This window comes from Comamonas resistens (assembly GCF_030064165.1).
GTDB classification, from domain to species: Bacteria; Pseudomonadota; Gammaproteobacteria; order Burkholderiales; family Burkholderiaceae_C; genus Comamonas; species Comamonas resistens.
Window position 1 is genome coordinate 944,166 of sequence record NZ_CP125947.1, and the last position, 25,062, is coordinate 969,227.

Below are 25,062 nucleotides of genomic sequence, written 5' to 3' on the forward strand. Positions count from 1 at the left end.
CTAGACGGGCAGGCTCAGGCTATAGCCCAGGCCGCGGTGGGTGGCGATGATTTCCCTGTCGGGCAGATGCTCGCGCAGCTTGGCTCTCAGGGTTTTGATGTGGGTGTCCACCGTGCGGTCCGTGCTTTCGCTGTCCAGTCCCCAGATCTGCTCGAGCAGATGCTCGCGGCTCAGAATGCGGCCCGCGCCTTGCATCAGGCATTGCAGCAACTGGTACTCGCGGCGTGTCAGGTCCAGTGTCTTGGCGTGAACCAGTGCACGCTGACCTTGCTCATCTATTTGAAGTGCTGCCGCTGGCTGGGCTTGCGCTGCAGGCTGAAATTGCCTTAAGCGGCGCAGCAGGGCGCGTGTGCGGGCCAGCAGCTCGCGCGGGCTGAAGGGCTTGGTCAAATAGTCGTCTGCACCGAGCTCCAGCCCCAGCACCTTGTCCATTTCTTCACCACGTGCGCTGAGCACCAGAACAGGCGCGATGGAGCCTGCAGAGCGCAGCTCGCGGCACCAGTCCAGGCCGTTGCCGTCGGGCAGGCCCACATCCATCAGCAGCACATCAAATGGTCTGCTGCCCCATTGCCGACGTGCGTCGGCAATCAGCAGGCTGTGGGTGACGGCAATGCCCTCGCGCTCCAGCGCATAGCAGATGGTGCGGGCAATGGCCGGATCATCTTCGAGAAGCAAGACCTGGGGCGCGTTGGCGGGCATGCGGAATCAACCGGCGGCGGGGGCTGCCAAAAACTGCTGGGAAACCTGCATGAAGTGACCGCGGAAGTCTAGCGAGCGATGGCGGCGCACCGTGGGCCATGTTTTCTCGAAGTGCCTGGCCAGTGCCTCCACCAGATAGACCGAGCGGTGCTGTCCGCCCGTGCAGCCAATGCCGATGGTGACGTAGCTGCGATGATCCTTGGCCAGCAGCGGCAGCCAGCGTTCCAGGAACTGCTGTATGTCCTGCTGCATCTGCTGCACCTCGGGCAGGTTGCGTAGATAGCTGGCCACCGGCTCGTCCAGTCCGGTCAGAGGGCGCAGGTCTTTCTCGTAGTGCGGATTGGGCAGCATGCGTACATCGAACACATAGTCTGAGTCCGTGGGCATGCGGTGCTTGAAGCCAAAGGACTGGAACATCAGCGTCATCTGGCTCTCGGGAGCCTGGATGGTCTGCTTGATATAGCTTTGCAGCTGCGCGGACTTCAGGTCGCTGGTATCGATGACGGTGGAGCGATCGCGCAGCGCACCCAGCAGTTCTCGCTCCTTGTCGATGTCCTGCACCAGTGCCTGACGCTCTGACACCGAGGGACCCGGCGAAAGCGGGTGACGCCTGCGGGTTTCGGAAAAGCGCCGTATCAGGGTGGAGGTGCTGGCGTCGAGAAAGATCAGATGGGGTTGAATGCCCAGTGCCGAGCACAGATGCTCCAGCTGCTCCGGCAACTGGGGCAGGCCCTGGGCACTGCGTGCATCCATGGCAATCGCCACCTTGTCGTTGCTCTGGCTGAGCTTGAGTTCCACAAAGGCTTGCAGCAGCTCGGGCGGCAGATTGTCCACGCAGTAATAGCCTGCATCTTCCAGCGCATGCAGTGCAACGGATTTGCCCGATCCGGACATGCCGCTGATCAGAACAAGCTCCATAGACATGATTTCAGACTCCTCTGACTCTGCTGCCCGTTTTGCGGGCCGCAGTCGTCGATTTGTTGTCCCGGAGGCCGGGCGTATTCAGATGGGGGGTGGACGTCAATCTTGCCATGCCCAGCATTTCTCTGGCATGTGCCATGGTCGCTTCGGACAGGTGCTCTCCGCCCAGCATGCGAGCCATTTCCATTTCGCGCTCCGCGCCTTCCAGGGGGTCCACGCTGCTGATCGTGGTGTTGGACTTGGGACGCTTGGTGACGCGGTAATGCTGGTCGGCATAGGCCGCCACCTGGGGCAGATGGGTCACGGCCAGCACCTGGCGAGATACACCCAGCGAGCGCATGAGGCGACCCACCGTCTCTGCAACGGCTCCGCCGACGCCGGAATCCACCTCGTCAAAAATCAGCGTGCCGGCTTGGCCCAGTTCACTGGTCGTGACGGCAATTGCCAGCGAGATGCGAGACAGCTCGCCACCCGATGCCACCTTGGCAATCGGTTTGGGGGTTGCGCCAGTATGGCCTGCGACCAGAAAAGTCACATTGTCCGTGCCTGCAGGGCTGTTGGTCTGGGAGGATTCCAGCTGAACTTCGAAGCGACCGCCTTTCATGCCCAGGCTTTGCATGGATTGCGTGATGGCACGCGACAGGCGCGGGGCGGCCAGGCTGCGTTGCTGAGAGACCTGACGCGCTTCGGTCTGAAAGCGCTGCAAGGCCGCTTGCTCCGTAGCGCGCAGACCATCCACATCCACGGCAGCATCCAACTGGCGCAGCTCCTGCTTCCAGCCCTGCAGCAGACTAGGCAGCTCCTGCGGTGTGCGCTTGTAGCGGCGTGCCAGCTGCATCCAGAGCGACAGGCGCTGATCCAGATCGGCCAGTTGTTCCGGGTCCAGGTCTGCGCGGCGCAAATAGGCCTGCAGTGAATGGCGAGCATCATGCAGCTGGGCCACGCAGGAGCCCAACACATCGGCGATGTCCTTGAATTCCGGCTCCAGATGTTCCTGATCCTGAAGCATGTGGTGAGCTCTGCCCAATGGCGTAGCCGCACCGGCATCGTCATCCTCCAGCAACTGCAGGCAGGTCTGGGCGCTGTCCATCAAGGTCTGCGCATGGGACAGTCGCGTGTGCTGCGCGTTGAGCTCCTCCCACTCATCGTCGCGCGGGGCGAGTTTGTCCAGCTCGGAAATCTGCCATTGCAGGCGTTCACGCTCGCGCTGCAGATTGTCCTGGGCTGCCAGGGCCTGCTCCAGTGCCTGGCTGGCCGAGCGCCAGTTGGACCACAGTGTTTTGAGGCCGCTGGTGTCTATGCTTCCGTAGGTGTCCAGCATGGCGCGCGCCGCATCGGGGCGTGTCAGGCTTTGCCAGGCATGCTGGCCATGGATGTCGATCAGCTGATCGCCGAGCTGGCGCAACTGGGTGGCCGTAGCCGGGGTGCCGTTGATCCAGGCACGGCTGCGGCCCTGGTTGTCGATCACGCGGCGCAGCAGCAATTCAGGCTCTTGCGCAAAGCCGGCCTCTTCCAGCCAGGTCTGCAATGAAGCGGGGCAGTCAAATGCCGCGCAGATGTCTGCCTGGTTGCAGCCTTCACGCACAACCTGAGCGTCGGCGCGTGCACCCAGCACCAGTTGCAAGGCGTCGAGCATGATGGATTTGCCGGCCCCGGTCTCGCCGGTCAGCACCGTGAAACCTGCCTGCCAGTCCAGATCCAGCGACTGCACGATCACAAAGTCCCTCAGGACGATGCGCTTCAAGGCCATGATCAGGAACCTCCCTCGTTCCAGCCCAGCTTTTTGCGCAGCGTGGCAAAGTAATTCCAGCCCTTGGGATGCAGAAAGTGCACGCTGTGGTCGGCTCGCTTGACCAGAATCCGGTCACCATGCTGCAGCGATGCCAGCGACTGCATATCGAAATTGGCACTGACGTCACCGCGACCGCCAACAACTTCGATCGTGATTTCCTGCGCGTCCGAAAGCACGATGGGGCGGTTGGAGAGGTTGTGCGGCGCAATCGGCACCATGACCCAGGCCGGGATGGATGGGTGCAGCATGGGGCCGCCTGCGGACAATGCATAGGCGGTGGAGCCTGTGGGTGTCGCCACGATCAGGCCGTCGGCGCGCTGGTTGGAGACGAAATGACCGCCGACTTCGATACGTAGCTCCACCATGCCGGAGGTGGAGCCGCGATTGACCACCACATCGTTCATGGCCTGGGCCTCGAAGACGCAGACATCGTCGCGCATGACGCGCGCATGCATCAGCGGGCGCTCATCTTCTTCGTACTCGCCCTGCAGGATGGAGGAGATGGAAGACTCGAAATCATCGAGTGCGATATCGGTCACAAAGCCCAGGCGACCCTGGTTGATGCCCACCAGCGGCGTGCCATAGCGCGCAAGATGGCGGCTGACACCCAGCATGGTGCCGTCTCCGCCCACGACCAGACCCAGGTCGCAATGCTTGCCCAGCCCGTCCACGTCCATGCTGGGGTAGTCGGTCATGCCTGCATAAATGGCGGATTGGGTATCCAGAATCACTTCACAACCCAGGCTGCGCACATGGGCGGCAATGCGCTGCAGCGACGCGCTCGACTCAGCCGACGGAGCCGCTGCAGAAGGGGTGTGGTACTTGCCTATCAAGGCAATATGGCGAAACGTGGATGTCATCTGGGAAATTACATCATTAAAATGAAATCATGCTCGACGAACGTGCCAAGTTATTGCTCAAAGCGCTGATCGAGCGTTATATCGCTGACGGTCAACCAGTCGGCTCGCGCACACTCTCACGTGCATCCGGGCTTGAATTGTCGCCTGCCACCATACGCAATGTGATGGCCGACCTGGAAGAAATGGGGCTGATCATCAGTCCCCATACCTCGGCGGGCCGGGTGCCCACAGCCAGAGGTTATCGCCTGTTTGTGGACACCATGCTCACCGTGGACCGGGCGAACCTTGTAACGCCGGATCTGGTGCCCGAGCAGCCGCAGAAGGTCATTGCCAATGCGGCCAATCTGCTCTCCAACCTCTCCCAGTTTGTGGGCGTGGTCATGGTGCCGCGCCGCAGTTCCGTCTTCAAGCATATCGAGTTTGTAAGACTGTCCGAGCGGCGCTTTCTGGTCATCATTGTTTCGCCCGAGGGAGATGTGCAGAACCGGGTGATCTTCACGGATGTGGATTACGGCTCCTCGCAGCTCATCGAAGCCTCCAACTTCCTTAACCGCCACTATGCAGGACTGACCATGGAGGAGGTTCGCGTGCGCCTGAAGACCGAGGTCGAGCAGTTGCGCGGAGAAGTGGCCAGCCTTATGCAGGCTGCCGTTAATGTGGGCGCAGAGGTCATGAGCGGCAACGAACAGGAGGATGTGGTCATCGCTGGCGAGCGCAATCTGCTGTCCGTCAGCGATTTCTCCAGCGACATGGGCAATCTGCGCCGAGCCTTCGATCTGTTCGAGCAGAAAACCCAGATTCTGCGGCTGCTGGATTTTTCCAATCAGGCCGATGGCGTGCGCATCTACATTGGCGGTGAAAGCCAGACTGTGCCGTTCGAGGACCTCTCGGTCGTCAGCGCGCCCTATGAGCTCGATGGGCAGGTGGTGGGCACGCTGGGTGTGATCGGACCCACGCGCATGCACTACGACAAGATGATCCAGATTGTCGATATCACATCCAAACTGGTGAGTAATGCTCTAAGTCACAAGCGTTAGGCCCTACAATGGTGGAGTTTTTCTGTCGGCAGCCATGGCTGTTGTCAGTGTTGGGGCGTTAGCTCAGTTGGTTAGAGCAGAGGACTCATAATCCTTTGGTCGTCGGTTCAAGTCCGCCACGCCCTACCATTTTTTCTAATGGAAACAACAGATTAGGCTTGCACTGTTGTAGCGAAGGCTATTCACCATAGCCCCTGAGGTAACAGTTTCGGTACATTGAACCGAAGGCACCTCATGGCAAGCATCATCAAAACCCCCTCTGGCACCTGGAAGGCCATCATCCGCAAGCGCGGCTTTCCCACCACCATCAAGACTTTCCGCGTCAAGCGAGATGCCGATGATTGGGCTCGCACGACTGAGGATGAAATGGTGCGCGGCTTGTACATTCGTAGACAGTCCGCCGATCGCATGACGTTGGTCCAGGCTCTGGAGCGCTATGCGGCTGAAGTCACTCCCACCAAAAAGCATTACACCCAGCTCGGTGAGCGATCGCATCTTGCTGCCTTGACGAAGTTCTTTGGGGCGTACTCCATGAGTGCAGTGACGCCCGAGCTGGTAGCTAAATTCCGTGATCAGCGTTTGGCTGATGGCAAGGCTGCCAACACAGTGCGGCTTGACTTAGCGCTGTTAGGCCATCTGTACGCTGTGGCTATGCGTGAATGGGGTGTAGGGCTCGTTTACAACCCGGTGCGCTTGATTAGGAAGCCTACTCCTGGCGCTGCCCGCGACCGGCGTTTGGATGCTGGTGAAGAAGCTCGATTGTTTGCCGCAGTGGCAGCACATAGCAATCCCATGTTGAAGTGGATTGTGGAGCTGGCTATTGAGACTGGAATGCGCCGATCCGAAATAACTTCATTAAAGCTAGAGCACGTGGACATGGAGCGGCGTATCGTCAGACTGCTTGACACTAAAAATGGTGAGCCACGAACCGTTCCTCTCAGTCGGCGGGCTACCGAAGTGATGCAAGAGGCTATTTCTAACCCTGTTCGTCCTGACGATACCCGTCTTATATTTTTTGGAGAACCTGGCCGGGATGGTCAGAGAAGACCATGGCAATATGATCGAGTTTGGCGCCAAATTTTGACGAAGAAAGGGTTCCGTGACCTTCACTTTCACGATCTTCGCCATGAGGCTGTAAGCCGTCTAGTTGAGCAAGGTTTCAGCGATCAAGAGGTGTCTGCGATCAGTGGGCACAAATCCATGCAGATGCTGAAGCGCTATACCCACTTAAGGGCAGAAGATTTGGTTGCGAAGCTGGACAAGAGAAGTGAATCAAACTTACTCGATTGACGGCATTTTGGAGCTGAGCACAACTTGTCTAGATAGCGCTTTGCAACGATTGCTGCTGGTTGAGTTGTTTGCTTTTTAGGTGAGGTTTCACCGTCGGGAGCGGGCGCTTGCCATCAACAGCTTCGCCTCATCGCGTATGGAGATCAAGCGCTTAGATTTGTCGTTTAGTTCGAATAATGCGAGCGCATATCAATCGTCTGGTTCGCGCAATGAAATCAGGCATCGAAGGACTATGCCAATTCTTCTCTCGAAGCCTCGGTCTGAAGTAGTCGACCGCCTGTCGAGATGTTGAATAGTACCCTCGACGCACGTTCAAGCGTGATATATGGCGCGCCCGTTCCTCGATAGGCAGACGCAAAAGTAGGCCAGTCGGCGAGCACCATTTGCCTTAACAACTCAACCTCGGTCTCCGACTCGCAAGCCACGCCAAGAACACAGTCCGACAAGGTCACTCGTCGACCTTTGCCGAGCACGCACAACTTACCCGGCGTGACGAGCCCGACGCGAGGGAAGAGGAGAGCTGGACCAGTAAGGACCGCCCCCACGACATACACCCCGGAGCTCGTTACGGCGCCATTCTGCAAGTGGTTCGTGTGGACCAACGGTTTTCCTGCTCGGGACGAGACTACTTTGCGGGAGTGCATCTGAACGCAGCCGCGCACAATCGCAAGCGTTGGTGGGCTGGCAACATGCTCGGAGGCAGCCAAAGGTATGCTCAACTTCGTCATACGAACTAGGCATGTGCGTGCCCTTACGCCCTGGAATGCAGACCGAGCGTTGTCGCGAATCACCTCGACTTTGAACTGCTTGTGCAGAGCCCTCCACACAGGCTCATCATGTTTACTCACCAGACATCCGTCAGGTAGAACTGCCAAGATGGCGCCATCCGTCCTCAGGAACGGAATGCTGTTGACGACAAACGCCATTGCAATGCTGGCGTGAAATATCTCATCTCCAAACGCAACCTCGAAAGTCTGTCGGTTTCTACGCGAGAACGGAGGGTTCAGCAGGACCAGGTCGACGCCTGTAAGGTGATTCCGGAGCGAAGACGACCGTACAGAGCGTGGGTTCAGGAAGTCCGAACATGCTGTCCGCCACTTCGGCCGGCTCTTCCGCAGGCTGCCCACCGATGCTGCGGAGACGTCATTGGCGATCATCAAAGCCGCTGGCCAGCGCCGCTCGGCGGCCAGCAACAGGCTGCCTTCGCCACATGCAAAGTCGGCAATCGTAAGCGTACGACGATGCAACGTTGCGAGGCCAACCAGTGCATCGGCAAGTTCGGGCGATGTGTAGAAGCGGTCCATTAGTACCGCCCCACTCCGGTCGTCATTGAGTTGCCGCCCGCGCCTGCGGTGATGGCGCCAACGTGATAGACCAAGAGCCTATCTAGGCCGTCAGTTCGGCCCTCCTTACGAATCGGGTTGTCATAGATGAGCTCAATGCGATTCGGTGACGTCAACGCGAACATCACCGCCCCCAGTGCGTGTGGCTTCGTGCCAATCATGGCAACCTTCAACGTGGAGTTGGGATGGTACTGAGCCAATTCCTGCAGAAGGTAGAAGCAACTGAAGGGGCAGTTCGCCGGCACGAACTCAATGTGGTGCCAGGCGCTCGTTTCCTCTAGCGCCGCCCTGTTCCCCATGTAGGCTTCGAAGACGTACCAGGGTTTGAAGCCTGGGATGCCCACCACTGGCACCATCCGCTCGTTGCTTGGCTGCACTTGCTCGATGACATGACGAAACCTTGCACCTTCGAACCCCAGCAGAGGCACAAAGACTGATTCCTCCGTTGTGGAAATTGTTGCGAAGCCCGGCATTGGCGCGATACCTGCGATGCGTGCACTGAGGTCGTAGATTTGGCCTTCAAGCGGTGCTGCACTTCGCTTGTACCGATACGGTTCCACATAGACAGCACGCACCTCCATCCTTGCGGCGATGGCTGCCCGGATGAGCGCAGCCCAGGTCGGATGGCTTAGGCCGGTGATGTCGACATAGAGGACTCGACCGGTTCCCAATGGAGCAAGCAGCCTCGAAAGCGATGCGGCGCTCCGCAGGAAGAATTCCTCCTCGCCTCCAGAAATCTGGAAACCAGAGACGGATTCAGTGGTGACCTCGATGAACTGAACATCCTTGCAGCTCTGTTGCCATTGTCCGGTGTGACCGCTGCGGTCTTCACTGCTGACGCGATAGATGTACACGCTTCCAGGCACGGGCGTAAACAGGTTGACCGACTCGAAGGTGTCAGTAAGAATCGGCTCGCGCTTCAACTCACGCATAGAAATCACCGAACAACTGCATCTGATCGGGAAGGTCTGCTTCAGACTCCCTGTGGTTGAGCTTTAAGACGGCTTCGATGCCCTCTCTAGGCTTGTCCACCAAGCTCAACAGGTTCGCCGTCGACAGCAGAATTTTTCGTTTCTTTCGGTGGCTGAAGACAAAGAAGGGCGCAAAGATGGGGTGAATCATGTAGTCGTAGGCCTTGGTGTCCCGCTCGTCCAGTAACTTGCTGCCGGCATACCTGACCAACGCCAAATGCATCACCGAATGCTTGAGCAGGTCCATTGCCTTCCCGTCACTATCGGACTCCTGCTCCTCGCGGAGGTGGAACTGGTTCGCCTCAGGCGTGTGTCCAGCTGGCGACTCAGCCAGAACGCCAAAGACCCGGCCGAGGCTTAAAAGTAGCTTCGTTAACCGCGCGCCGTCGACGCTGAGACCCTCCAGCTCGGATAGGTTCTTCCGCCCGACTGCTTGGGCAGCTCGGGTCTGAACTTCGGGGCTGATGGGCAATAGCGGCTCGCCACCTTCTTCGTCGTGAAGGAGAAGCGCTGAGTGCACCAGCTCAAGAAGGTAGCGGATGTTGCCTTCACAGAGCGCCAGGTAAACATCCCAGCCACTGTAGTACTTTCGGATGCCCCGCTTGCCGTTGCGAATAGCGAACAGTGACGCATGAAAGTGGTTGTTGAAACGGTCCTTGCTGGAAGATTTTTCCGAAAGCCACCCATCAATCTCGTCGGACAGCGTAGTCGTTCCCTTGTGAGAACTCGCCCAATAGTCCAAAAAATACTGAACGCCAATCGGAAGCGCCTTGGCAGCCTCGAGCTGCTCTGGAGAGCTGGCTGCTGCAATCGCCTTGCGAACCCGAGCTTCTTGACCCTTGTCAATCAGGCGCGCGGCCTCATTGAGTTCATCCAGCTTAGGAAACAGTGAAGGGAAATCTGCAACAACGGCAGTTCCCTCAACTGCTCCCTGGTATCGCGCCGACAGAACGCCCTCAGCGAACGATTTGAAGCGAGATTCCGTCAGCATCTCCGCGATGGAGATGCGTGCGTAGTCAGCCGGAGAGGTCAACTGCTCGTTCTCATTCAACGTTGATCGCTCTCGCCATCCAAGCTCTCGCACACCGACCTTAAATGTGTAGGCGCTCTGCGAGTGCTTGATGATGGTGTTGAGGATGCGCTGCTGATAATCCTCAAAGTTTTCAAATTCGTCGATGAGAAAATAGAACTGCTTGCCTGCCAACTCCTTCGTACCGAGTAGCGCGGAGGCAAGCGTGTCAACTGGCGTGCCCTGCATTGACAGGAAGGTCGGTGGCGAATCTATGATGCTGTTGATAGATGCTTCAAACACCAACATCTGAAGCCTGACTTCCTGGGCCAAGTCAGCGAGGCGGCCAGTGGACTTGAGGTTTAGGGTCGCTCGGAACGCGGCTAATTCGTTCGGGGCCAGTGACAGATCTCGACCCGTCTGAAGTTCGTACCAGCAGGCAAACTCCAGGAGCTGCATGCAGAACACCAAGTTTAGATAGTGGGCAAAGCAAGCGCGCCACCTTTCTTCAGACAGCTCCGGTCCCCGGAAGGCCGTCACGCGGTTGGTGTTGACGCGGTGGTAGAGGCCAAAGAACTGCCAAGTGTCGATGACCTCCTTGTTAGATTTAGCTAAGGCGAATTGACCTTGATACGAGAGTCCCTGCAGGACAGTCGTCTTCCCCGTGCCCCGTCCTCCAATAAGTACACAAGGGCGGTTCGTCTTCAGTAAGTCGAAGTACCCCGGCACCGAAAATAAATCGAACAGCTGCTCACGAAGCCATTCAGCCTTGTATAGGCCAAGCACCGTACTCAGCTTATCGATAGACCCGTTCTGGCTTGTCATGTTATCTCTGCTTCAGAAGCGGCTTCCAGCCATTCTTTTGGTGTGTGAAGATAGGCAGCACCGCGTCTGGCCACCCATGCTCGAAGGCAAGCGCCAAGCCAAGCCCTCGGTAGCCCGTCCAACAGCCTTCTTGTCCCTCGCGAAAGGGGATACCCGCCCTCTCGCTTGCGCGTTTGACGAAGAGTGGGCCATCCTCTTGCATGTCATCCCGCCATATCACGGAGTTAACAGACAAGGCGCTGTAGGTTTCTGGCAGTACGTGGGCTGGTACTACCTTCACCCAAGGACAGTTGTCCGAGATGTGCTTACGGCCGCGCTCGGTGCAAATCAGTGGACAGTAATAAAATCCCACAGTGCCTGAGCCGATAGCGCTGACCAGCGAGTTGAATGACGCGGAGGCGAAGCCAGACAGCCAGTGATTCTTGGTCCAGGTGTCCTGGAACTGCTCACCCGAACCTACGAAGTCGTCCACAAAGACGACATTTCCGCGCGGTGTTGCCCGCAGCTTCTCCAGTGCCTTCGCCGGCGAAAGAAGCTGCTCTTCCTGCACACCAAGCTTGTTGCGCGCCAGCCTGGTGAAGATGAAGCCGCTGTCAGCGTCGCTGCTGTAGTTGCCCTCGGCGCGAACGACAATGACCGACTCTAGGAACTGGGTCCACTGGGTGCTGGCGGAGAAGTAGTTGTTTTTATTCTGAACTACGAGCTGCGAGAGGTTCTGGAAGGCCGCCTGGAACAATGCCTCAATCAGCTCATCCGCGAAGTAGGTGAAGCCCTCCAACAAGCGGATTGCGTATTTTTGGTCAGCCTCATCGAAGTTCGTGAGCCAGCCCTTGGGGTCAAAACGGGCTGCACGAGGCCACAGCTGCGCGTTAACAAAGAACTTCCAGTTCTCGGCAACCGTAGGTGGTAACTCAACGGTCACGCATTACCTCGGCATACTTCTTTGAAAGCTGACCGTAGAGCTCGACTGCGAAGGTGGTCGGGTTCTTGTCCAAGCCCGCCGCGAACTCAACCAACCACACGTTGTCCTCGCGGCCGTCCCAGGTCTTGATGTACGTGCCCGCCTTGTAACCATGGTCCTGCCGGAACGCGTTGAGCACGTTCTTCCCGACGTACATCTCGTAGAGGGTTTGCTCTTCTAGGCCGACGGCACTGGCGAGCTCGCAGAACCCAGCTAGGTCGAAGCGCCTCGTCGTCAAGACGAACGTCGCAAAAGCTTCCACCAGAGTGATGCGTGCCGTGGAGTCGTCAACGCCTGCACCGCTGCGCTTTCCGTAGACGACGTAGGCACTGAGGAGCTGCGTTGTTGCCGCGTTCGGCGTCCCGTGCTGCTGCAGAAGCTCGCTCAACCCGAAGTGAAAGATGTCGACCAGCTCCAAGTGGACCTGAAGGATGTCTGGCGATTGATGCTTCCACCACTTCCAGCCGATGTGGTCCACGAGCTCCGCACATTCCGTCCAAATCGCCCGGAACCAAGCGTTGTTCGCGTTGCGCCAGTCGGGACGAATCTTGCTATTGATGCCATCCTGAAGCTCGAGCATGGACTGCAGCCTGCTCTTGAAAATGACGTCGTCTACACCATTCATATCGTTAAGCCTAATATTTGTCCAGGGCATTCTAAGTGGGAACCGAGCTATGAAGCCCCTGGGCGATACCAGATCTCGACGGGCTTCTCTACTGCCGCTTCAGTCGATAGCGGCCCCGACCGCGAAGCATGCAGCGAATGGCTGCAATTAGCTGCCTGAAGCTGACACTGGTGTAGATCAGGCAGGTCGGTGCTTAGTTAGCCGCTGTCGTGATTTCCAAGATATCTAAGCCGTTCTCACAGGTGGTGAAGTAAAAGAATTTTTAAAAAACATATATATGACAACATGTTAAGGGTTTCTGTCTCATTTTTACTATATTCACCATACTTCCGCTGATCAGTTCATTTGCTCAAACTCCGCTCATACCCGATGTGTTTCGGTTGTTTGTGGAGTAAGAACATGACAAAAGAACAAGCCCTAATCAGCAAGTACGGCACCTTGATGACATTGGTGCATTTGGCTCAAGAACTTCACCGTTCACCCGATGGCCTGCGTATCAGTTTGCGTAGCAATGCCGTATGGGCAAGTCAGGTCAATGCCGCACGCAAAAAATTCGGGCGACGCGTTTATTTCGACACTGCGCAGATCGCAGCCATCATTGATTCAATGAACTGATCTGGGTTTCGGCATGTTGATGTCAGAACTCGTTGACGCGCCGCAAATTGAGGCGTTGCAGCGGTAGTCGCGTATGGAAGATTCCTTCGAGTGGCTTAAACAGCGTGTATACGAGGCACAGGCTTATACAGAGCCGCCACAAGTAGCTCGTAAGCCCGTTGAATTGTTTCTTCGTGGCATGGATGATCTCAGGCGAGCAATGCCGAATCAGATAGCAAGATCGTCACTCTTTGCCCCTCTAGCTAGAGGGCGGCGAGAGCAGCTCACCGAGGCGCAGCTTGTAACGCGCGCAGATGCTGTCATGAGCTATTCGGGAGAGCAGCTTGATGAAGCTGATGCGGATATTGCGTTGCAGCTATTCTTCGAGGCCAAAAATCAACCGTTGGGCTTGCCAATGAAGCTTAATCGTGCAGCTTTTCTGCGTGCAATGGGCAGGCAAACAAGCGTGAGCCAGTACCAGTGGCTCATGAGGCGGATGAAAGCGCTAACCAAGGCAACACTCATCGTTGAAGCAAGGAGATCGGACGGCAACAGGAAGTACCGAGTGGGAAAAGCTGATGCGTTTCACATTGTTCAGAGCTTTTGCTATGACCCCGTCACAAAGAGCTATACCTTCACGTTGGATTCGCGGTGGGCAGTACTGTTTGGCAACGACGAGTATGCCCTTCTGGACTGGCAGAAACGAAAGCAAATAGCTAGGGGGCAAGATATGGCTAAGGCTCTTCAGCGGCTTGTAGCAACCTCTAGTGACCCCATACAACGCTATTCGCTTGAACGGCTCAAGGAAAAAATGCAGTATCAGGGGCGGATGCGAGATTTCAAGAAGGCACTCGTGCGTGCGTGCCAGGAACTTGAGCGTTTGAGCATCGTTGTCAATAGCAAAATCGAGATGAGTACCAAGGGCGGGCGTGTCCGAATTTTTGTGTAAACGGTTCGGACTTCAATTGACGGAGATGCGGTCTCCGAACTGAATGGTAAAGCGGGTCAGCGCAGCCTTCCAATCCCGGATGGGCATGGTCCACTTCTGACTGATGTTGCGCAGGGCCAGATAGAACAGTTTGGTCAGCGCTTCGTCACTGGGGAACGAGCCCCGGTTCTTGGTCAGCTTCCTCAGGCTCATGTTGACCGACTCGATGGCGTTGGTGGTGTAGATGACCTTGCGGATTTCGGGTGGGTAGTCAAAGAACGGAATCAGCCGGCTCCAGTTCCTGCGCCAGGACTGGCCGATGGGTTGGTACTCGGCATCCCAGCGGGCCTCGAATTCACCGAGCATCAGCTCGGCCTCCTCGGCGGTGGTTGCCGTGTAGATGCGTCGCAGGTCGGCGGCCACTTCTTTGCGACGCTTCCACGAGACGTAGTTCAGGCTGTGGCGCACCATGTGCACGATGCACAGTTGCACCACCGCCTTGGGGAATACCGCCTCAATGGCGTCGGGGAAGCCTTTGAGCCCGTCGACGCAGGCGATGAAGATGTCCTGCACGCCCCGGTTGCGAAGTTCGGTGACGACCTGCAGCCAGAACTTGGCACCCTCGGTTTGCGCCAGCCACAGGCCCAGCACCTCCTTGTCACCCGTCATGGTGATGCCGATGGCCAAGTACACCGCCTTGACCCGCACAGCGCCCTCGCGCACCTTCACATGGATGCAGTCCAGATAGACGATGGGGTAGATTGCATCGAGCGGGCGGGCTTGCCAGGTCTTGACCTCATCGGCCACGGCGTCGGTCACCGAGGAAATCAGGCTGGGCGAGACCTCGGTGCCGTACATCTCCTCCAGGTGGGCCTGTATCTCGCGCACCGTCATGCCGCGGGCGTACAGCGAGATGATTTTGTCGTCGAAGCCGGCCCAGCGGGTCTGGTGCTTGGGGATGAGCTGGGGCTCGAAGCTGCCATGGCGGTCACGTGGCACCTCGATGGGCAACTCGCCGAAATCGCCCTTGAGGGTCTTCTTGCTCTTGCCATTGCGGGTGTTGCCAGTGGTGTTGGCTACCGCTTCGTTGCGTTCGTGGCCCAGATGCTCGGTCAGTTCGGCGTCTAGGGCTCGCTCCACCAGCAGCTTGGTCAACTGCTTGAGCAGGCCGTTCTCGCCGATGAGGTCTTCGGGCTTCTTGTAGTTGGCCAGCAGGCCAGACAGCAGTTCTTCGGGTACGTCGTGTTTCTTGATGCTCATTGTGCTTACGGACAGGCCGGCTTGCGCCGGCGGTTGATTGTCCGTTTACACAAAATTCTGCACACCCTCCCAAGGGCAAGCAACAACTATCGCTCTGGATGGCTGTCTCCGCATAGCGTCGCTCCTAGCATCGAGCAACGTATCCCTGCCGGATTCAGCGCTTGTCCTGGTTAAGATGGATCGGTTTGCTGGTCGTGACCTACTGAGTTCAGCTGTAGAAGTTCAGCCAACAGTAGTCGGCATCAACCCTTTAAGGATGACTGCTTCGGACGGGGCGCGGATATTGAACTCATACCACCCGGGGGTGCCTCAACAATGGAGACGCTCAACCCTCTCTTGTGGCTTTTTCTAGCCCCGATCCCGGTCTGCTGCATAGCGGCCTGAGCAGTAATAGCAGCGGTACTCAACTCCGTGTTCGTCACTCCAAGTTTCTAGGTCGCCGGATGTCATGTGCGCGCCGCAGATTGTGCAGTTGGCAGGCAATTCATCTCCATATTCGTTATCGCAGAACGTACAGCGATAGCCCGTTCCAGATTCTTTATTGACCACCATCGTGTGGTTACCGCACTCCTCGCAATCCATGCGAACAGGATCGATTTCAGGATCCATTGGATCGGTAGGGTTCGCCTTCTCGACTTCATCTGCGGTCTTGAGGGCATCGTGCAGCTTGAACTGGTACTCATCGGAGAGAACCGAGAAGATCGCTTTGGTCTCTTCCGGGATTCGCTTCTCAACGTCTACGACCCCGTAGTAGTCGAGGAATTCCAGAACAGAGCGGAAAAGACGGCCGATGGCGATCCGAGCGGTAGGCACGTCCATCTCGAACTTGTGGTGCTCGATGTCGTTCCGCAATTTCTTTAGCCACTCCAAATCCTTTCTGAAATCTCCTGCAACGGCGTCCTTTTCTTCGTTATTGATGAAGTTGACCGCCTCCCATAGGCCGATGGTCTTAGCAGTCGCTGGGTCTATCTTTGCCGCGAAAGGGTTGGCGTAAATTAGCAGCGGGTGCTTCTCGGTAATGTGGTGCTTGAAGATCAGCTCAATGAAGTGCGCCATGTGGAGCACGCAGAACTTGTAGGCCTTATGGTCACCTTCGTCTCCTTCTTGAAACTTCTTCAGCGCCTCTTCCAGGCTGTCCATCGCATTGCCGAGCAAATCTAGCTTGTGGCTCATGTGAGCACCCTCCCGTGGTTGTCTTTCGATAGTGCGTGCATGCCGTAGACAGGCATCCGCTTTTGCCACAATTGTCGCGACTTCGGCCGACCGTTAGGCATCTTGACGCTCCTGCAACTGGCAAACGAATTCATCATGAAGAGACCCAACTGCAGATGACATTCAGATGGCGGCTGGCCAATTCATTCAACACGCTGGACTACAGAACTCTGGTCGATTCAGTTTAGGTACTGAAGTTGCTCAGAACATCCGCATAGCGTCGCGCCCCTTTCCGCATAGCATCGCTCTTCATCTGCATAGCGTCGCGCTTTATCCGCATAGCATCGCGCAGGGTGTCTGCAAGGTATTGTCACCATTGGTTTTTTTGACACTTTTTTGCCCTTTACCTTCTTATTACCTTCTTTTTACCTAGCGTGACCTGTGGATAGACAGTTATGCATGGGCTTTATCGAGCAACTGCTGGGGCTGGCCATCCGCCCACGCTCCGCTTGGAAAAACTGGCCTCTGCTTTTTGGACGCTGGCGTTACTTGGATTTTTTCCAGGCCTTGGCCGGTGCGGGTCTGCCCAATGGATGGCCTGAGGGGAAAGTGGAAATGCGCGTCCTTAAGCGCATCCTGAGGTCAACTCTTTAGAGCTTGCTGATCTTTTGCTTATGTTTTGCTGATGCCCTATTGAGAGTTGCTGATGTTTTGCTGATCCCGACTGCATTGCGGAACGTGGTCGATATTCGATGGAGTGTCTTGGACACTGCGGCAACTCAACTGAACGAACTTCGCTGCTTAGTGGAACATAAAGAACGTGCCACGTTGCAGGTTGTTTTCAATGATTTTTCTTTGTAAATCATTGAGTTAGTGAGTGGCACATGCAAGCCGCAATGTGCTCCATTTCGAGCACATGTCATGACGTCCTGTTGGGGCAGTGAATTTGCAGTGAAACTGCAGTGAACTTGCGGTGTAAGGGGTCGCCTCAGAAAACGGAAAATAAAGCACGTTAAGGCAAAACGGCTCCGCCGTTGGGCATCAATACGGCTTTGTCATTGACGCGCTGTCGCGCATTCCTGGCAGAACACAACAGCAGGATCGGCGTTCAACAGTTCCGGCTCCAAATCACTGTGACAGGCGCAGCACAGCCCATAGGTGCCAGAGTCGAGGCGGGCCAGCGCAGCTTCGACCTTGCGCTTGCGAATGGTCAGCCGCTCCCGCAATCCTTGGGCGAGAGCCTGCTGTTGGAGGGCGTCGATACGCGACACCCTACCGACACAGGATTGATCCAGCTCGACCGGCGCGGCGGACTGTTGAGCCTGCTGGATTGCCTCAACGGTTTCCCTTTGCTCGATCAGCAGTCGAGCGCGGAACTGTTCCATGTCCATTGAGGCGACTCCTTCGCTATCGCAGTAGAAGCGTGGGGACGGTCGAGGAACGCAGCAGGTCAGCGGTCTTGCTGCCGAACATCAAAGTGCGCAGCGGCGAGTGACCGAATGCGCCCATGATGAGCATGTCGATGGACTGCTCCTTGACCGTCTTGGCGATGATGTTTTCCGCATCGCCGGGGATCAGCGAGGCGGTCACATTGAAGCCAGAGGCCTCCAAGGTGGTCTTGGCCCAATCAAGCTGCTTGGGTGCGTCCTGGCTTTCCTTTCCCGACATCAGCAGGGTGATTGGCAAGCCACGGAACAGCGGGCTGCCTGCGACCATTTCGACGCCACGCCGGGTCACGGTACTACCGTCGAAGGCGATCATCACGCGCTGCGGCTCTTTGAAGCCTTCGGTCACGGTCAGGATCGGTTTGTGCAGGGACCGCACTACCTGTTCCACATTGCGGCCCAAGTCGCGCTGTGTGGCTCTGTTGCAAAGATTGGCGGCAGTCAGAGGTAGGCTGTCGCTCTGCGCCGATCAGGCGGCTGCTGCGAAATGGTGGTTGAGCATGCCCATGGCCTCCGTCAGCGCCGAGGGCCCAATGCCAAAAGCTCTCTCCACAAGGCGCACCTCGCCCCTGATGCCGGGCTGCAGGCACCAGGGGCGAGCCTGTCCTTTGCGCAGGGCTCGCATGACTTCGAATCCCTTGATCGTGGCATAGGCCGTGGGGATCGATTTGAAACCGCGCACCGGCTTGATCAGTATCTTGAGCTTTCCGTGATCGGCCTCGATCACGTTATTGAGATACTTCACCTGCCGGTGGGCCGTCTCCCGGTCCAGCTTTCCTTCGCGCTTCAATTCGGTGATCGCTGCACCATAGCTCGGCGCTTTGTCGGTATTGAGCGTGGCAGGCTTTTCCCAGTGCTTCAGGCCTCGCAGGGCCTTGCCCAGGAACCGCTTCGCTGCCTTGGCGCTGCGGGTCGGCGACAGGTAGAAATCGATCGTGTCGCCCCGCTTGTCGACTGCCCGGTACAGGTAGGTCCACTTGCCCCGCACCTTGACGTAGGTTTCATCCAGGCGCCAGCTCGGATCAAAGCCACGCCGCCAGAACCAGCGCAGCCGCTTCTCCATCTCCGGGGCGTAGCACTGGACCCAGCGATAGATCGTCGTATGGTCGACCGAAATGCCGCGTTCCGCCAGCATTTCCTCAAGGTCGCGATAGCTGATCGGATAGCGACAATACCAGCGCACCGCCCACAGGATCACATCACCCTGGAAATGGCGCCACTTGAAATCCGTCATCGTTCCGTCCGTCCAATCTCCGCCAAGCATGCTCAAGCTTCACGATTTTTGCAACAGAGCCGGCCAGCGTGCCGGTGCAGATCGCCGCCCGGCGGCTGGCGCAGTACCGGATCGCGGTGCTGGCGGGCCTGCGGCCGGTGGAGCTGGGCGAACTGGACGGGGACAGGGTGCTGCCGCCGCTGGACACCCGTCTGCCGATCGGCGACGTGAGCGCCTTGCTGTCGCGCCGCCCCGACGTGCTGGCGGCCGAACGCAACATGGCCGCCGCCAACGCCGACGTGGGGGTGGCGACCGCCGAGCTGTACCCGCGCATAGACCTGGGCGGCTTCCTGGGCTTCGTCGCCTTGCGCGGCGCGGATTTCGGTTCGTCGGCCAGCCGCGCCTTCAGCGTCGCGGCCAATGCCAATTGGCCCGCCTTCCACCTGCCGACGGCACTGGCGCGCAAGCGCGGCGCGGTGGCGCGCTCCGATGGCGCCGTCGCCAGCTACGAGCAGACCGTGCTGCGCGCGGTCGAGGAGCTGGAGTCGGCGCTGACGGAATACGGTCAGACGCAGCAGCGGTTGGGCAGCCTGGCGCAGGCCGCCGTGCATAGCGGCAGGGCGGCGGAGCTGGCGCAGCTGCGCTACCGCGAAGGCAGCGCGCCGTATTTGACGGTGCTGGACGCGCAGCGTACGCTTTTGCGCGCCCAGGACGCCGTGGCCGTCGCCGAGACCGAGTCCTATACCCGCCTGATCGCGCTGTACAAGGCGCTGGGCGGCGGCTGGGAAGCGCCCGAGGCGGCGCCGCAAGCGGCCGCCGGCTGACCGCCAGGCGCGGTTCGTGGCACCATAGGCACCTATCCGGAGACCCCACATCCATGTCCGACAGCCCGTCCCATCCCGTCGCCTGGCAGCATCAACCGGCGGACCGCGTGCTCATGACCCTGAAGACGCGCGGCCCGCAATCGGTCGCGGTCATCGCCAAGGCCATGGACGTGACGGCCGAGGCCGTGCGCCAGCAGATGGCCCGCCTGCATGCCGAGGGATTGGTAGATTCGGAAAGCCAGAGCGCGGGCCGGGGCCGGCCTACGCAGATCTGGTTCCTGACGGAAGCGGGGCATGGGCGCTTTCCGGACACGCATGCCGAAATGACGGTGCAGATGATAGGCGCCATCCGCCAGGTGTTCGGCGAGGATGGCGTCGAAAAGCTGATCCAGGCGCGCGAGACGGCCATGCTGAACGGCTACCGCCAGGCCATGCAAGGCGCCCGCAGCCTCAAGGAAAGGCTGGAGCGGCTGGTGGAAGTGCGGTCCGCGGAAGGCTACATGGCCGAGCTGCGCAAGGACGGCAAGGACTATCTCTTCATCGAGAACCATTGCCCGATCTGCTCCGCGGCCAAAGCCTGTATGGGCTTTTGCCGCAGCGAGCTGGAACTCTTCCACAAGGTGCTGGGCGACGAGGTCCAGGTGCGGCGCGAAGAGCATATCCTTGCGGGCGCGCGCCGCTGCGCCTATCGCATCGAGAAAAGCTGACGGCGGGATGGGGCCGCGTCGAAAGGCCGGAACAGGAATTCCGGCCTGCGGCGCGCGTAGCCCGCCAGCGCATCAACCGGAAATGCCCGGCGGGTCCGCCTGTTCCCAGCCTCCCAAGGCCTTGTACAACTCCACCGCATTGACCAGCCGGCGCTGTTGCAGCCGGATGAACTCCTGCTCGGATTCGAACAGGCTGCGCTGCGCTTCCAGCATTTCCAGGTAGCTGGCCACGCCGCGTTCGTAGCGTCTTTCGGTCAGGCGCTGGCGGTCGCGGTCGGCGTCGCGGACCTTGCGCTGGGCGTCGATCTGGGCGCGCAGCGTGTCGCGCGCGGACAGGGCGTCGGCCACTTCGCGGAAGGCTTGCTGGATGCTGCCTTCGTACTGCGCCACCGCGATGTCCTTGCGCGTTTCGGCCAGCGACAGGTTGGCGCTGTTGCGCCCGGCGTTGAAGATGGGCAGCGTCAGCTTGGGCACGAAGCTCCAGGTGCCCGTGCCTGAACCGAACAGGTCCGAGAAGCTGCCGGCGGTGGTGCCGATGTCCGTCGTCAGCTGCACCGACGGAAAGAACGCCGCGCGCGCCGCGCCGATGTCGGCGTTGGCGGCGCGCAGCGTGTCTTCGGCTTGGCGCAGGTCCGGGCGCCGGACCAGCAGCGTGGACGGCAGGCCGGCCGCCAGCGGCGTCAGGCTTTGGCTTTCCAGCGTGACGGCGTCGGCGTCGGGCGGCAGGGAAAAGTCGCCCGCCAGCAGGCCCAGCGTATGCACGGCCTGGCGGTACTCGCGGCTCAGCTCGGCGTGCGTGGCGCGCGACGACTCCACCAGCATCTGCGCGGTGCGCAGTCCCACGGCCGTTTCCAATCCAGCGTCATAGCGGCGCTGCGTGAGTTTGAGCGAGGCCTCGCGCACCGCCAGGGTGCTCTCGGTCAGGCGCAACTGCTCGGCCAGCGAGCGCTGGTTGAAATAGGCCGTCGCCGTTTCCGAGACCAGCGACAGCGTGGCGGCGCGGTGCGCCTCCTCGCTGGCCAGGTAGCGCGACAAGGCGGCGTCGCTCAGGCTTTTCACGCGGCCGAAGAAATCCAGCTCGAACGCGGAAATGCCGACGGCGGCGCGGTAGCGGTCCGCCACGGGCATGCGCGGCTGGCCGGGTTCGGCGTCGCGGCCGCGGCTGTACTCGCCCACGCCGTCGATGGACGGCAGGCGGTCGGCCTGTTGCACGCCATAGAGCGCGCGCGCTTCCTGGATGCGGAGCGCCGCCACCCGCAGGTTGCGGTTGTTCTTCAGCGCGGCTTCGATCCAGGCTTGCAGCGCCGGGTCGTTGAAGTAGCCGCGCCAATCCTGCGGCATGGCCGCCAGGCCTTCGGCGGCGGGCGTGTCATAGGCCTGCGGGACCGGCGCGGCCGGGCGTTCGTACTTGGGGGCCAGCGAGCAGCCGGCCAGGGCCAGCGCAAGCAGGGTCATTGCCATAGCCTTCATGGCGAGGTCTCCAGCGTTTCGCGGCCTTGCGGACGCAAGGGGCGGACGCGCGTGCCCAGCACGCGGCCCACGATGAGAAAGAACAGCGGCACCAGGAAGATGGCCAGCACCGTCGCGGTGATGATGCCGCCCAGCACGCCCGTGCCGATCGCGGCCTGGGCGCCCGAGGCCGCGCCGGTGGCCAGCGCCAGGGGCAGCACGCCCACGCCGAAGGCCAGCGAGGTCATCACGATGGGGCGCAGCCGCAGCCTTGCCGCCTCCAGGGTGGCGGACACGATGCCCTGGCCGTCGCGCACCAGGTCCTTGGCCACTTCCACGATCAGGATCGCGTTCTTGGCCGACAGCCCGATGGTGGCGATGAGGCCGACCTTGAAGTAGATGTCGTTGGGCATGCCGCGCAACGTCACCCCCAGCACCGCGCCGATCACGCCCAGCGGCACCACCAGGATCACCGCCAGCGGGATGGACCAGCTTTCATACAGCGCGGCCAGCGCCAGGAACACCACCAGCACCGACAGCGCGAACAGCACGGGCGCCTGGTTGCCGGACAGCCGTTCCTCGTAGGACTGGCCCGACCAGTCGAAGCCGATGCCGCGCGGCAGGTCGGCCGCCAGGGCTTCCATGGCGCGCATGGCTTCGCCGCTGCTGTGACCCGGCGCCGCCGAGCCGTTGATCGTGAACGAAGGGAAGCCGTTGTAGCGGTTGAGCTGCGGCGGCCCCATCGACCACGTCAGGGTGGCGAAGGCGGACAGCGGCACCATCTGGCCCTGCAGGTTGCGCACGTGCAGGCGCGACACGTCGTCCACCTTGACGCGGCTCTTGCCGTCGGCCTGCACGGTCACGCGCCGCACCTGGCCGTTGAGCATGAAGTCGCCGATGTAGTCCGATCCATACATCACCGCCAGCGCCGTGTTGATCTCGTCGATCGTCACGCCCATGGCCTGGGCCTTGTCGCGGTCGACGAACAGCTGCAGCTGGGGGGCGTCTTCCTGGCCGGCGAAGACGACCTCGGTGAGCGCGGGATGCTTGGCCGCCGCCGCCAGCAGCTGCTGGCGGGCCTGGGTCAGGGCCTCGTAGCCCAGGCCGCCGCGGTCCTGCAGGCGGAAGTCGAAGCCGGAGGTGGAGCCCAGGTCGGGCAGCGGCGGCGAGTTCAGCGCGTGCACCATGACGTTCTTGCGGTCGGCGAAGGCGGCGTTGATGCGTTCGACCACCGCATTCACGTGCAGGTCGGCGGCGCCGCGCTGCTTCCAGTCCTTCAGCGTGACGAAGAACATGGCCGAGTTCGGTCCGCTGCCGTAGTTGCTGAAGCCGTTGACCGAATAAACGTATGCGACGGGCTCGTGCTCCATCATGTAGCGCTCGACCTCCTTCACCATCGCCATGGTCTCGGCCTGCGGCGAGCCCTGGGGCAGGATGACCATGGCCATGAAGCTGCCCTGGTCCTCGTCCGGCAGGAAGGAGGAGGGCAGGCGCGCGAACAGCAGCGCCACCGCGGCGATCACCGCCAGGTAGGCCAGGCCGAAGCGCACTGGCCGCGCCAGCACGCCCGAGACCCGCGCCGTATAGCGCGTGGTCAGGCGCGCGAAGGCCCGGTTGAACCAGCCGAAGAAGCCGCGCTTCTCGTGGTGGCCCGCGGCGATGGGCTTGAGCATGCTGGCGCACAGCGCCGGCGTCAGCGACAGCGCCAGGAAGGCCGAGAACGCGATCGACACGGCCAGCGTCACCGCGAACTGGCGGTAGATGTTGCCCACCGCGCCGTCGAAGAAGGCCATGGGCACGAACACCGACACCAGCACCACCGTGATGCCCACGATGGCGCCGCTGATCTGGCCCATGGCCTTCACCGTGGCCTCGCGCGGCGGCAGGCCTTCCTCGGCCATGATGCGCTCGACGTTCTCCACCACGACGATGGCGTCGTCCACCAGGATGCCGATGGCCAGCACCATGCCGAACATCGTCAGCACGTTGATGGAATAGCCCAGGCCCAGCATCACGCCCAGCGTGCCCAGCAGGGCCACGGGCACGACCAGCGTCGGAATGAGCGTGGCGCGGAAGTTCTGCATGAACAGGTACATCACGCAGAACACCAGGGCCACGGCTTCCAGCAGCGTCATCAGCACCTTCTTGATGGAGATCTCCACGAAGGTGGAGGTCTCGTACGGAATGTCCCAGGTCACCCCCGGCGGGAAGTACTGGGCCAGCTCCTGCATCGTGGCGCGGATGCGCTTGGTGGTTTCCACCGCGTTCGACCCGGGCGCCAGCTTGATGCCCAGGCCGGTGCCGGTCATGCCGTTGACGCGCGACAGGTACATATAGTCGGTGCCGCCCAGCTCGACCCGGGCCACGTCCTTCAGGCGCAGCGTGGCGCCGTCCGGCTGCGCGCGCAGCGGGATGTTGCCGAACTGCTCGGGCGTGCGCAGGGATTCGCCGGCGACGATGCTGGCGTTCAGCGGGGCGTCCTTGGGCACGGCCTGGTTGCCGAGTTCGCCGATGGTGACCCGCGCGTTATGGCTGCGCAGGGCCGTGACGATGTCGCCCGGGGTCAGGGACATGGCCGTCAGCTTGGCCGGATCGGGCCAGATGCGCATGGCGGCTTCGGCGCCGAAGGATTGCACCTTGCCCACGCCTTCCACGCGGCGCAGGGCCTGCAGCACGTTGGAGGCGGCCAGCTCGCCCAGCTGGATGTCGTCCAGGCTGCCGTCCGATTTCAGCGACACCACCAGCTGGATGTTGTCGGCCGCCTTCTCCACGCGCACGCCGTCGCGACGCACCGATTCGGGCAGGCGCGGCTCCACCGCCTTCAGGCGGTTCTGCACTTCCACGGCCGCCAGGTCCGGATTGGTGCCTTGCTTGAAGGTCAGGTTGATGCTGGCCCAGCCCGTCGAATCGCTGCTGGACGAGGTGTACATCAGCCCCGGGGCGCCGTTCATCTCGCGTTCGATGATGGCGGTGACGGCCTCTTCGACCACCTTGGCCGAGGCGCCGGGATAGCTGGCGCCGACGTTGACCACCGGCGGAGCGATGTCGGGATACTGAGCCACCGGCAACGCGCGGATCGACAGGATGCCGACCAGCACGATCAGTAGCGAGATCACCCAGGCGAAGACCGGGCGATCGATAAAAAAACGCGCCATTG

General features: G+C 60.1%; 21 protein-coding genes, 1 tRNA gene and 1 pseudogene. 7 read left to right on the forward strand and 16 right to left on the reverse strand.

The genetic code is table 11. The annotated features are described in order from the left end of the window. The 4 genes from QMY55_RS04305 to QMY55_RS04320 are packed head-to-tail and all read right to left on the reverse strand — an operon-like array spanning nt 1 to nt 4,272. A complete protein-coding gene (locus QMY55_RS04305; protein WP_283487467.1) occupies nt 1-699 on the reverse strand; it encodes a winged helix-turn-helix domain-containing protein in 699 nt (232 codons plus the stop codon). 6 nt (nt 700-705) lie between these two features. Next, complete coding sequence (rapZ, locus tag QMY55_RS04310) at nt 706-1,623, reverse strand: RNase adapter RapZ (RefSeq protein ID WP_283487468.1); 918 nt, start codon at nt 1,621-1,623, stop codon at nt 706-708. Between the two features lie 4 nt (nt 1,624-1,627). After that, complete coding sequence (recN, locus tag QMY55_RS04315) at nt 1,628-3,370, reverse strand: DNA repair protein RecN (protein ID WP_283487469.1); 1,743 nt, start codon at nt 3,368-3,370, stop codon at nt 1,628-1,630. Nucleotides 3,371-3,372: 2 nt separating this feature from the next. Next, nucleotides 3,373-4,272, reverse strand: coding sequence for an NAD kinase (locus QMY55_RS04320; protein WP_283487470.1), 900 nt, complete (start codon nt 4,270-4,272; stop codon nt 3,373-3,375). A 29-nt stretch (nt 4,273-4,301) separates the two neighbouring features. Here QMY55_RS04320 and hrcA point away from each other — a divergent pair, with 29 nt between their 5' ends. From hrcA to QMY55_RS04335, 3 genes are all read left to right on the forward strand, one after another. Continuing rightward, entirely contained in the window at nt 4,302-5,309 is a 1,008-nt protein-coding gene (gene hrcA, locus QMY55_RS04325) for a heat-inducible transcriptional repressor HrcA (protein WP_283487471.1), read from the forward strand. Between the two features lie 52 nt (nt 5,310-5,361). Then, nucleotides 5,362-5,438, forward strand: a tRNA-Ile gene (locus QMY55_RS04330). A gap of 105 nt (nt 5,439-5,543) precedes the next feature. Then, nucleotides 5,544-6,599 carry a site-specific integrase gene (locus QMY55_RS04335; RefSeq protein WP_283487472.1) on the forward strand — a complete coding sequence of 352 codons (1,056 nt, stop codon included), beginning with the start codon at nt 5,544-5,546 and terminating at the stop codon, nt 6,597-6,599. Nucleotides 6,600-6,829: 230 nt separating this feature from the next. On the opposite strand, the gene QMY55_RS24830 is transcribed toward QMY55_RS04335, so the two are convergent. Genes QMY55_RS24830 through QMY55_RS04355 form a run of 5 tightly spaced genes read right to left on the reverse strand, consistent with a single transcriptional unit; the run spans nt 6,830 to nt 12,333 of the window. Further along, entirely contained in the window at nt 6,830-7,903 is a 1,074-nt protein-coding gene (locus QMY55_RS24830) for a methyltransferase (protein ID WP_407650614.1), read from the reverse strand. Further along, nucleotides 7,903-8,874 carry a hypothetical protein gene (locus QMY55_RS04340; protein WP_283487473.1) on the reverse strand — a complete coding sequence of 324 codons (972 nt, stop codon included), beginning with the start codon at nt 8,872-8,874 and terminating at the stop codon, nt 7,903-7,905. Before QMY55_RS04340 ends, QMY55_RS24830 begins: the two co-directional genes overlap by 1 nt. Then, entirely contained in the window at nt 8,867-10,747 is a 1,881-nt protein-coding gene (locus tag QMY55_RS04345) for an ORC-CDC6 family AAA ATPase (protein WP_283487474.1), read from the reverse strand. The genes QMY55_RS04340 and QMY55_RS04345 overlap by 8 nt, the downstream gene beginning before the upstream one ends. 1 nt (nt 10,748) lies before the next feature. After that, nucleotides 10,749-11,669 carry a phosphoribosyltransferase-like protein gene (locus QMY55_RS04350; RefSeq protein ID WP_283487475.1) on the reverse strand — a complete coding sequence of 307 codons (921 nt, stop codon included), beginning with the start codon at nt 11,667-11,669 and terminating at the stop codon, nt 10,749-10,751. After that, on the reverse strand, nt 11,659-12,333 hold the full coding sequence (locus QMY55_RS04355; RefSeq protein WP_283487476.1) for a dUTP diphosphatase: 675 nt from the start codon (nt 12,331-12,333) through the stop codon (nt 11,659-11,661). The genes QMY55_RS04350 and QMY55_RS04355 overlap by 11 nt, the downstream gene beginning before the upstream one ends. Before the next feature lie 399 nt (nt 12,334-12,732). On the opposite strand from QMY55_RS04355, the gene QMY55_RS04360 reads away from it, so the two are divergent. Together QMY55_RS04360 and QMY55_RS04365 are read left to right on the forward strand one after the other, a co-directional pair. Then, complete coding sequence (locus tag QMY55_RS04360; RefSeq protein WP_283487478.1) at nt 12,733-12,948, forward strand: DNA-binding protein; 216 nt, start codon at nt 12,733-12,735, stop codon at nt 12,946-12,948. Nucleotides 12,949-13,021: 73 nt separating this feature from the next. Beyond that, on the forward strand, nt 13,022-13,876 hold the full coding sequence (locus QMY55_RS04365) for a replication initiation protein (RefSeq protein ID WP_283487480.1): 855 nt from the start codon (nt 13,022-13,024) through the stop codon (nt 13,874-13,876). Between the two features lie 12 nt (nt 13,877-13,888). Here QMY55_RS04365 and QMY55_RS04370 read toward each other — a convergent pair whose 3' ends face one another. The 5 genes from QMY55_RS04370 to QMY55_RS04390 all read right to left on the reverse strand — a co-directional run bounded on the left by QMY55_RS04370 (nt 13,889) and on the right by QMY55_RS04390 (nt 18,946). Next, on the reverse strand, nt 13,889-15,115 hold the full coding sequence (locus QMY55_RS04370; protein ID WP_283487482.1) for an IS256 family transposase: 1,227 nt from the start codon (nt 15,113-15,115) through the stop codon (nt 13,889-13,891). A gap of 348 nt (nt 15,116-15,463) precedes the next feature. Continuing rightward, nucleotides 15,464-16,288: a hypothetical protein gene (locus QMY55_RS04375; protein WP_283487483.1), complete on the reverse strand. Its 825-nt coding sequence runs from the start codon at nt 16,286-16,288 to the stop codon at nt 15,464-15,466. 1,034 nt (nt 16,289-17,322) lie between these two features. Beyond that, entirely contained in the window at nt 17,323-17,658 is a 336-nt protein-coding gene (locus QMY55_RS04380; RefSeq protein ID WP_011518936.1) for a TraR/DksA family transcriptional regulator, read from the reverse strand. 16 nt (nt 17,659-17,674) lie between these two features. Beyond that, the gene (locus QMY55_RS04385; protein WP_234687952.1) at nt 17,675-18,091 is read right to left on the reverse strand and encodes a universal stress protein; all 417 of its coding nucleotides are present in this window, start codon (nt 18,089-18,091) and stop codon (nt 17,675-17,677) included. 90 nt (nt 18,092-18,181) lie between these two features. Next, entirely contained in the window at nt 18,182-18,946 is a 765-nt protein-coding gene (locus QMY55_RS04390) for an IS6-like element IS6100 family transposase (RefSeq protein ID WP_001389365.1), read from the reverse strand. A gap of 89 nt (nt 18,947-19,035) precedes the next feature. Between QMY55_RS04390 and QMY55_RS04395 the strand changes: the two are divergent. After that, nucleotides 19,036-19,749, forward strand: a pseudogene (locus QMY55_RS04395) (TolC family protein); the annotation flags it as partial. Between the two features lie 53 nt (nt 19,750-19,802). After that, nucleotides 19,803-20,456 carry a helix-turn-helix transcriptional regulator gene (locus QMY55_RS04400; protein ID WP_054065468.1) on the forward strand — a complete coding sequence of 218 codons (654 nt, stop codon included), beginning with the start codon at nt 19,803-19,805 and terminating at the stop codon, nt 20,454-20,456. Nucleotides 20,457-20,528: 72 nt separating this feature from the next. On the opposite strand, the gene oprZ is transcribed toward QMY55_RS04400, so the two are convergent. Beyond that, the gene (oprZ, locus tag QMY55_RS04405; RefSeq protein ID WP_054065467.1) at nt 20,529-21,926 is read right to left on the reverse strand and encodes a multidrug efflux RND transporter outer membrane subunit OprZ; all 1,398 of its coding nucleotides are present in this window, start codon (nt 21,924-21,926) and stop codon (nt 20,529-20,531) included. After that, nucleotides 21,923-25,060, reverse strand: coding sequence for a multidrug efflux RND transporter permease subunit (locus QMY55_RS04410; RefSeq protein WP_054065466.1), 3,138 nt, complete (start codon nt 25,058-25,060; stop codon nt 21,923-21,925). The genes oprZ and QMY55_RS04410 overlap by 4 nt, the downstream gene beginning before the upstream one ends. Nucleotides 25,061-25,062 lie beyond the last annotated feature (2 nt).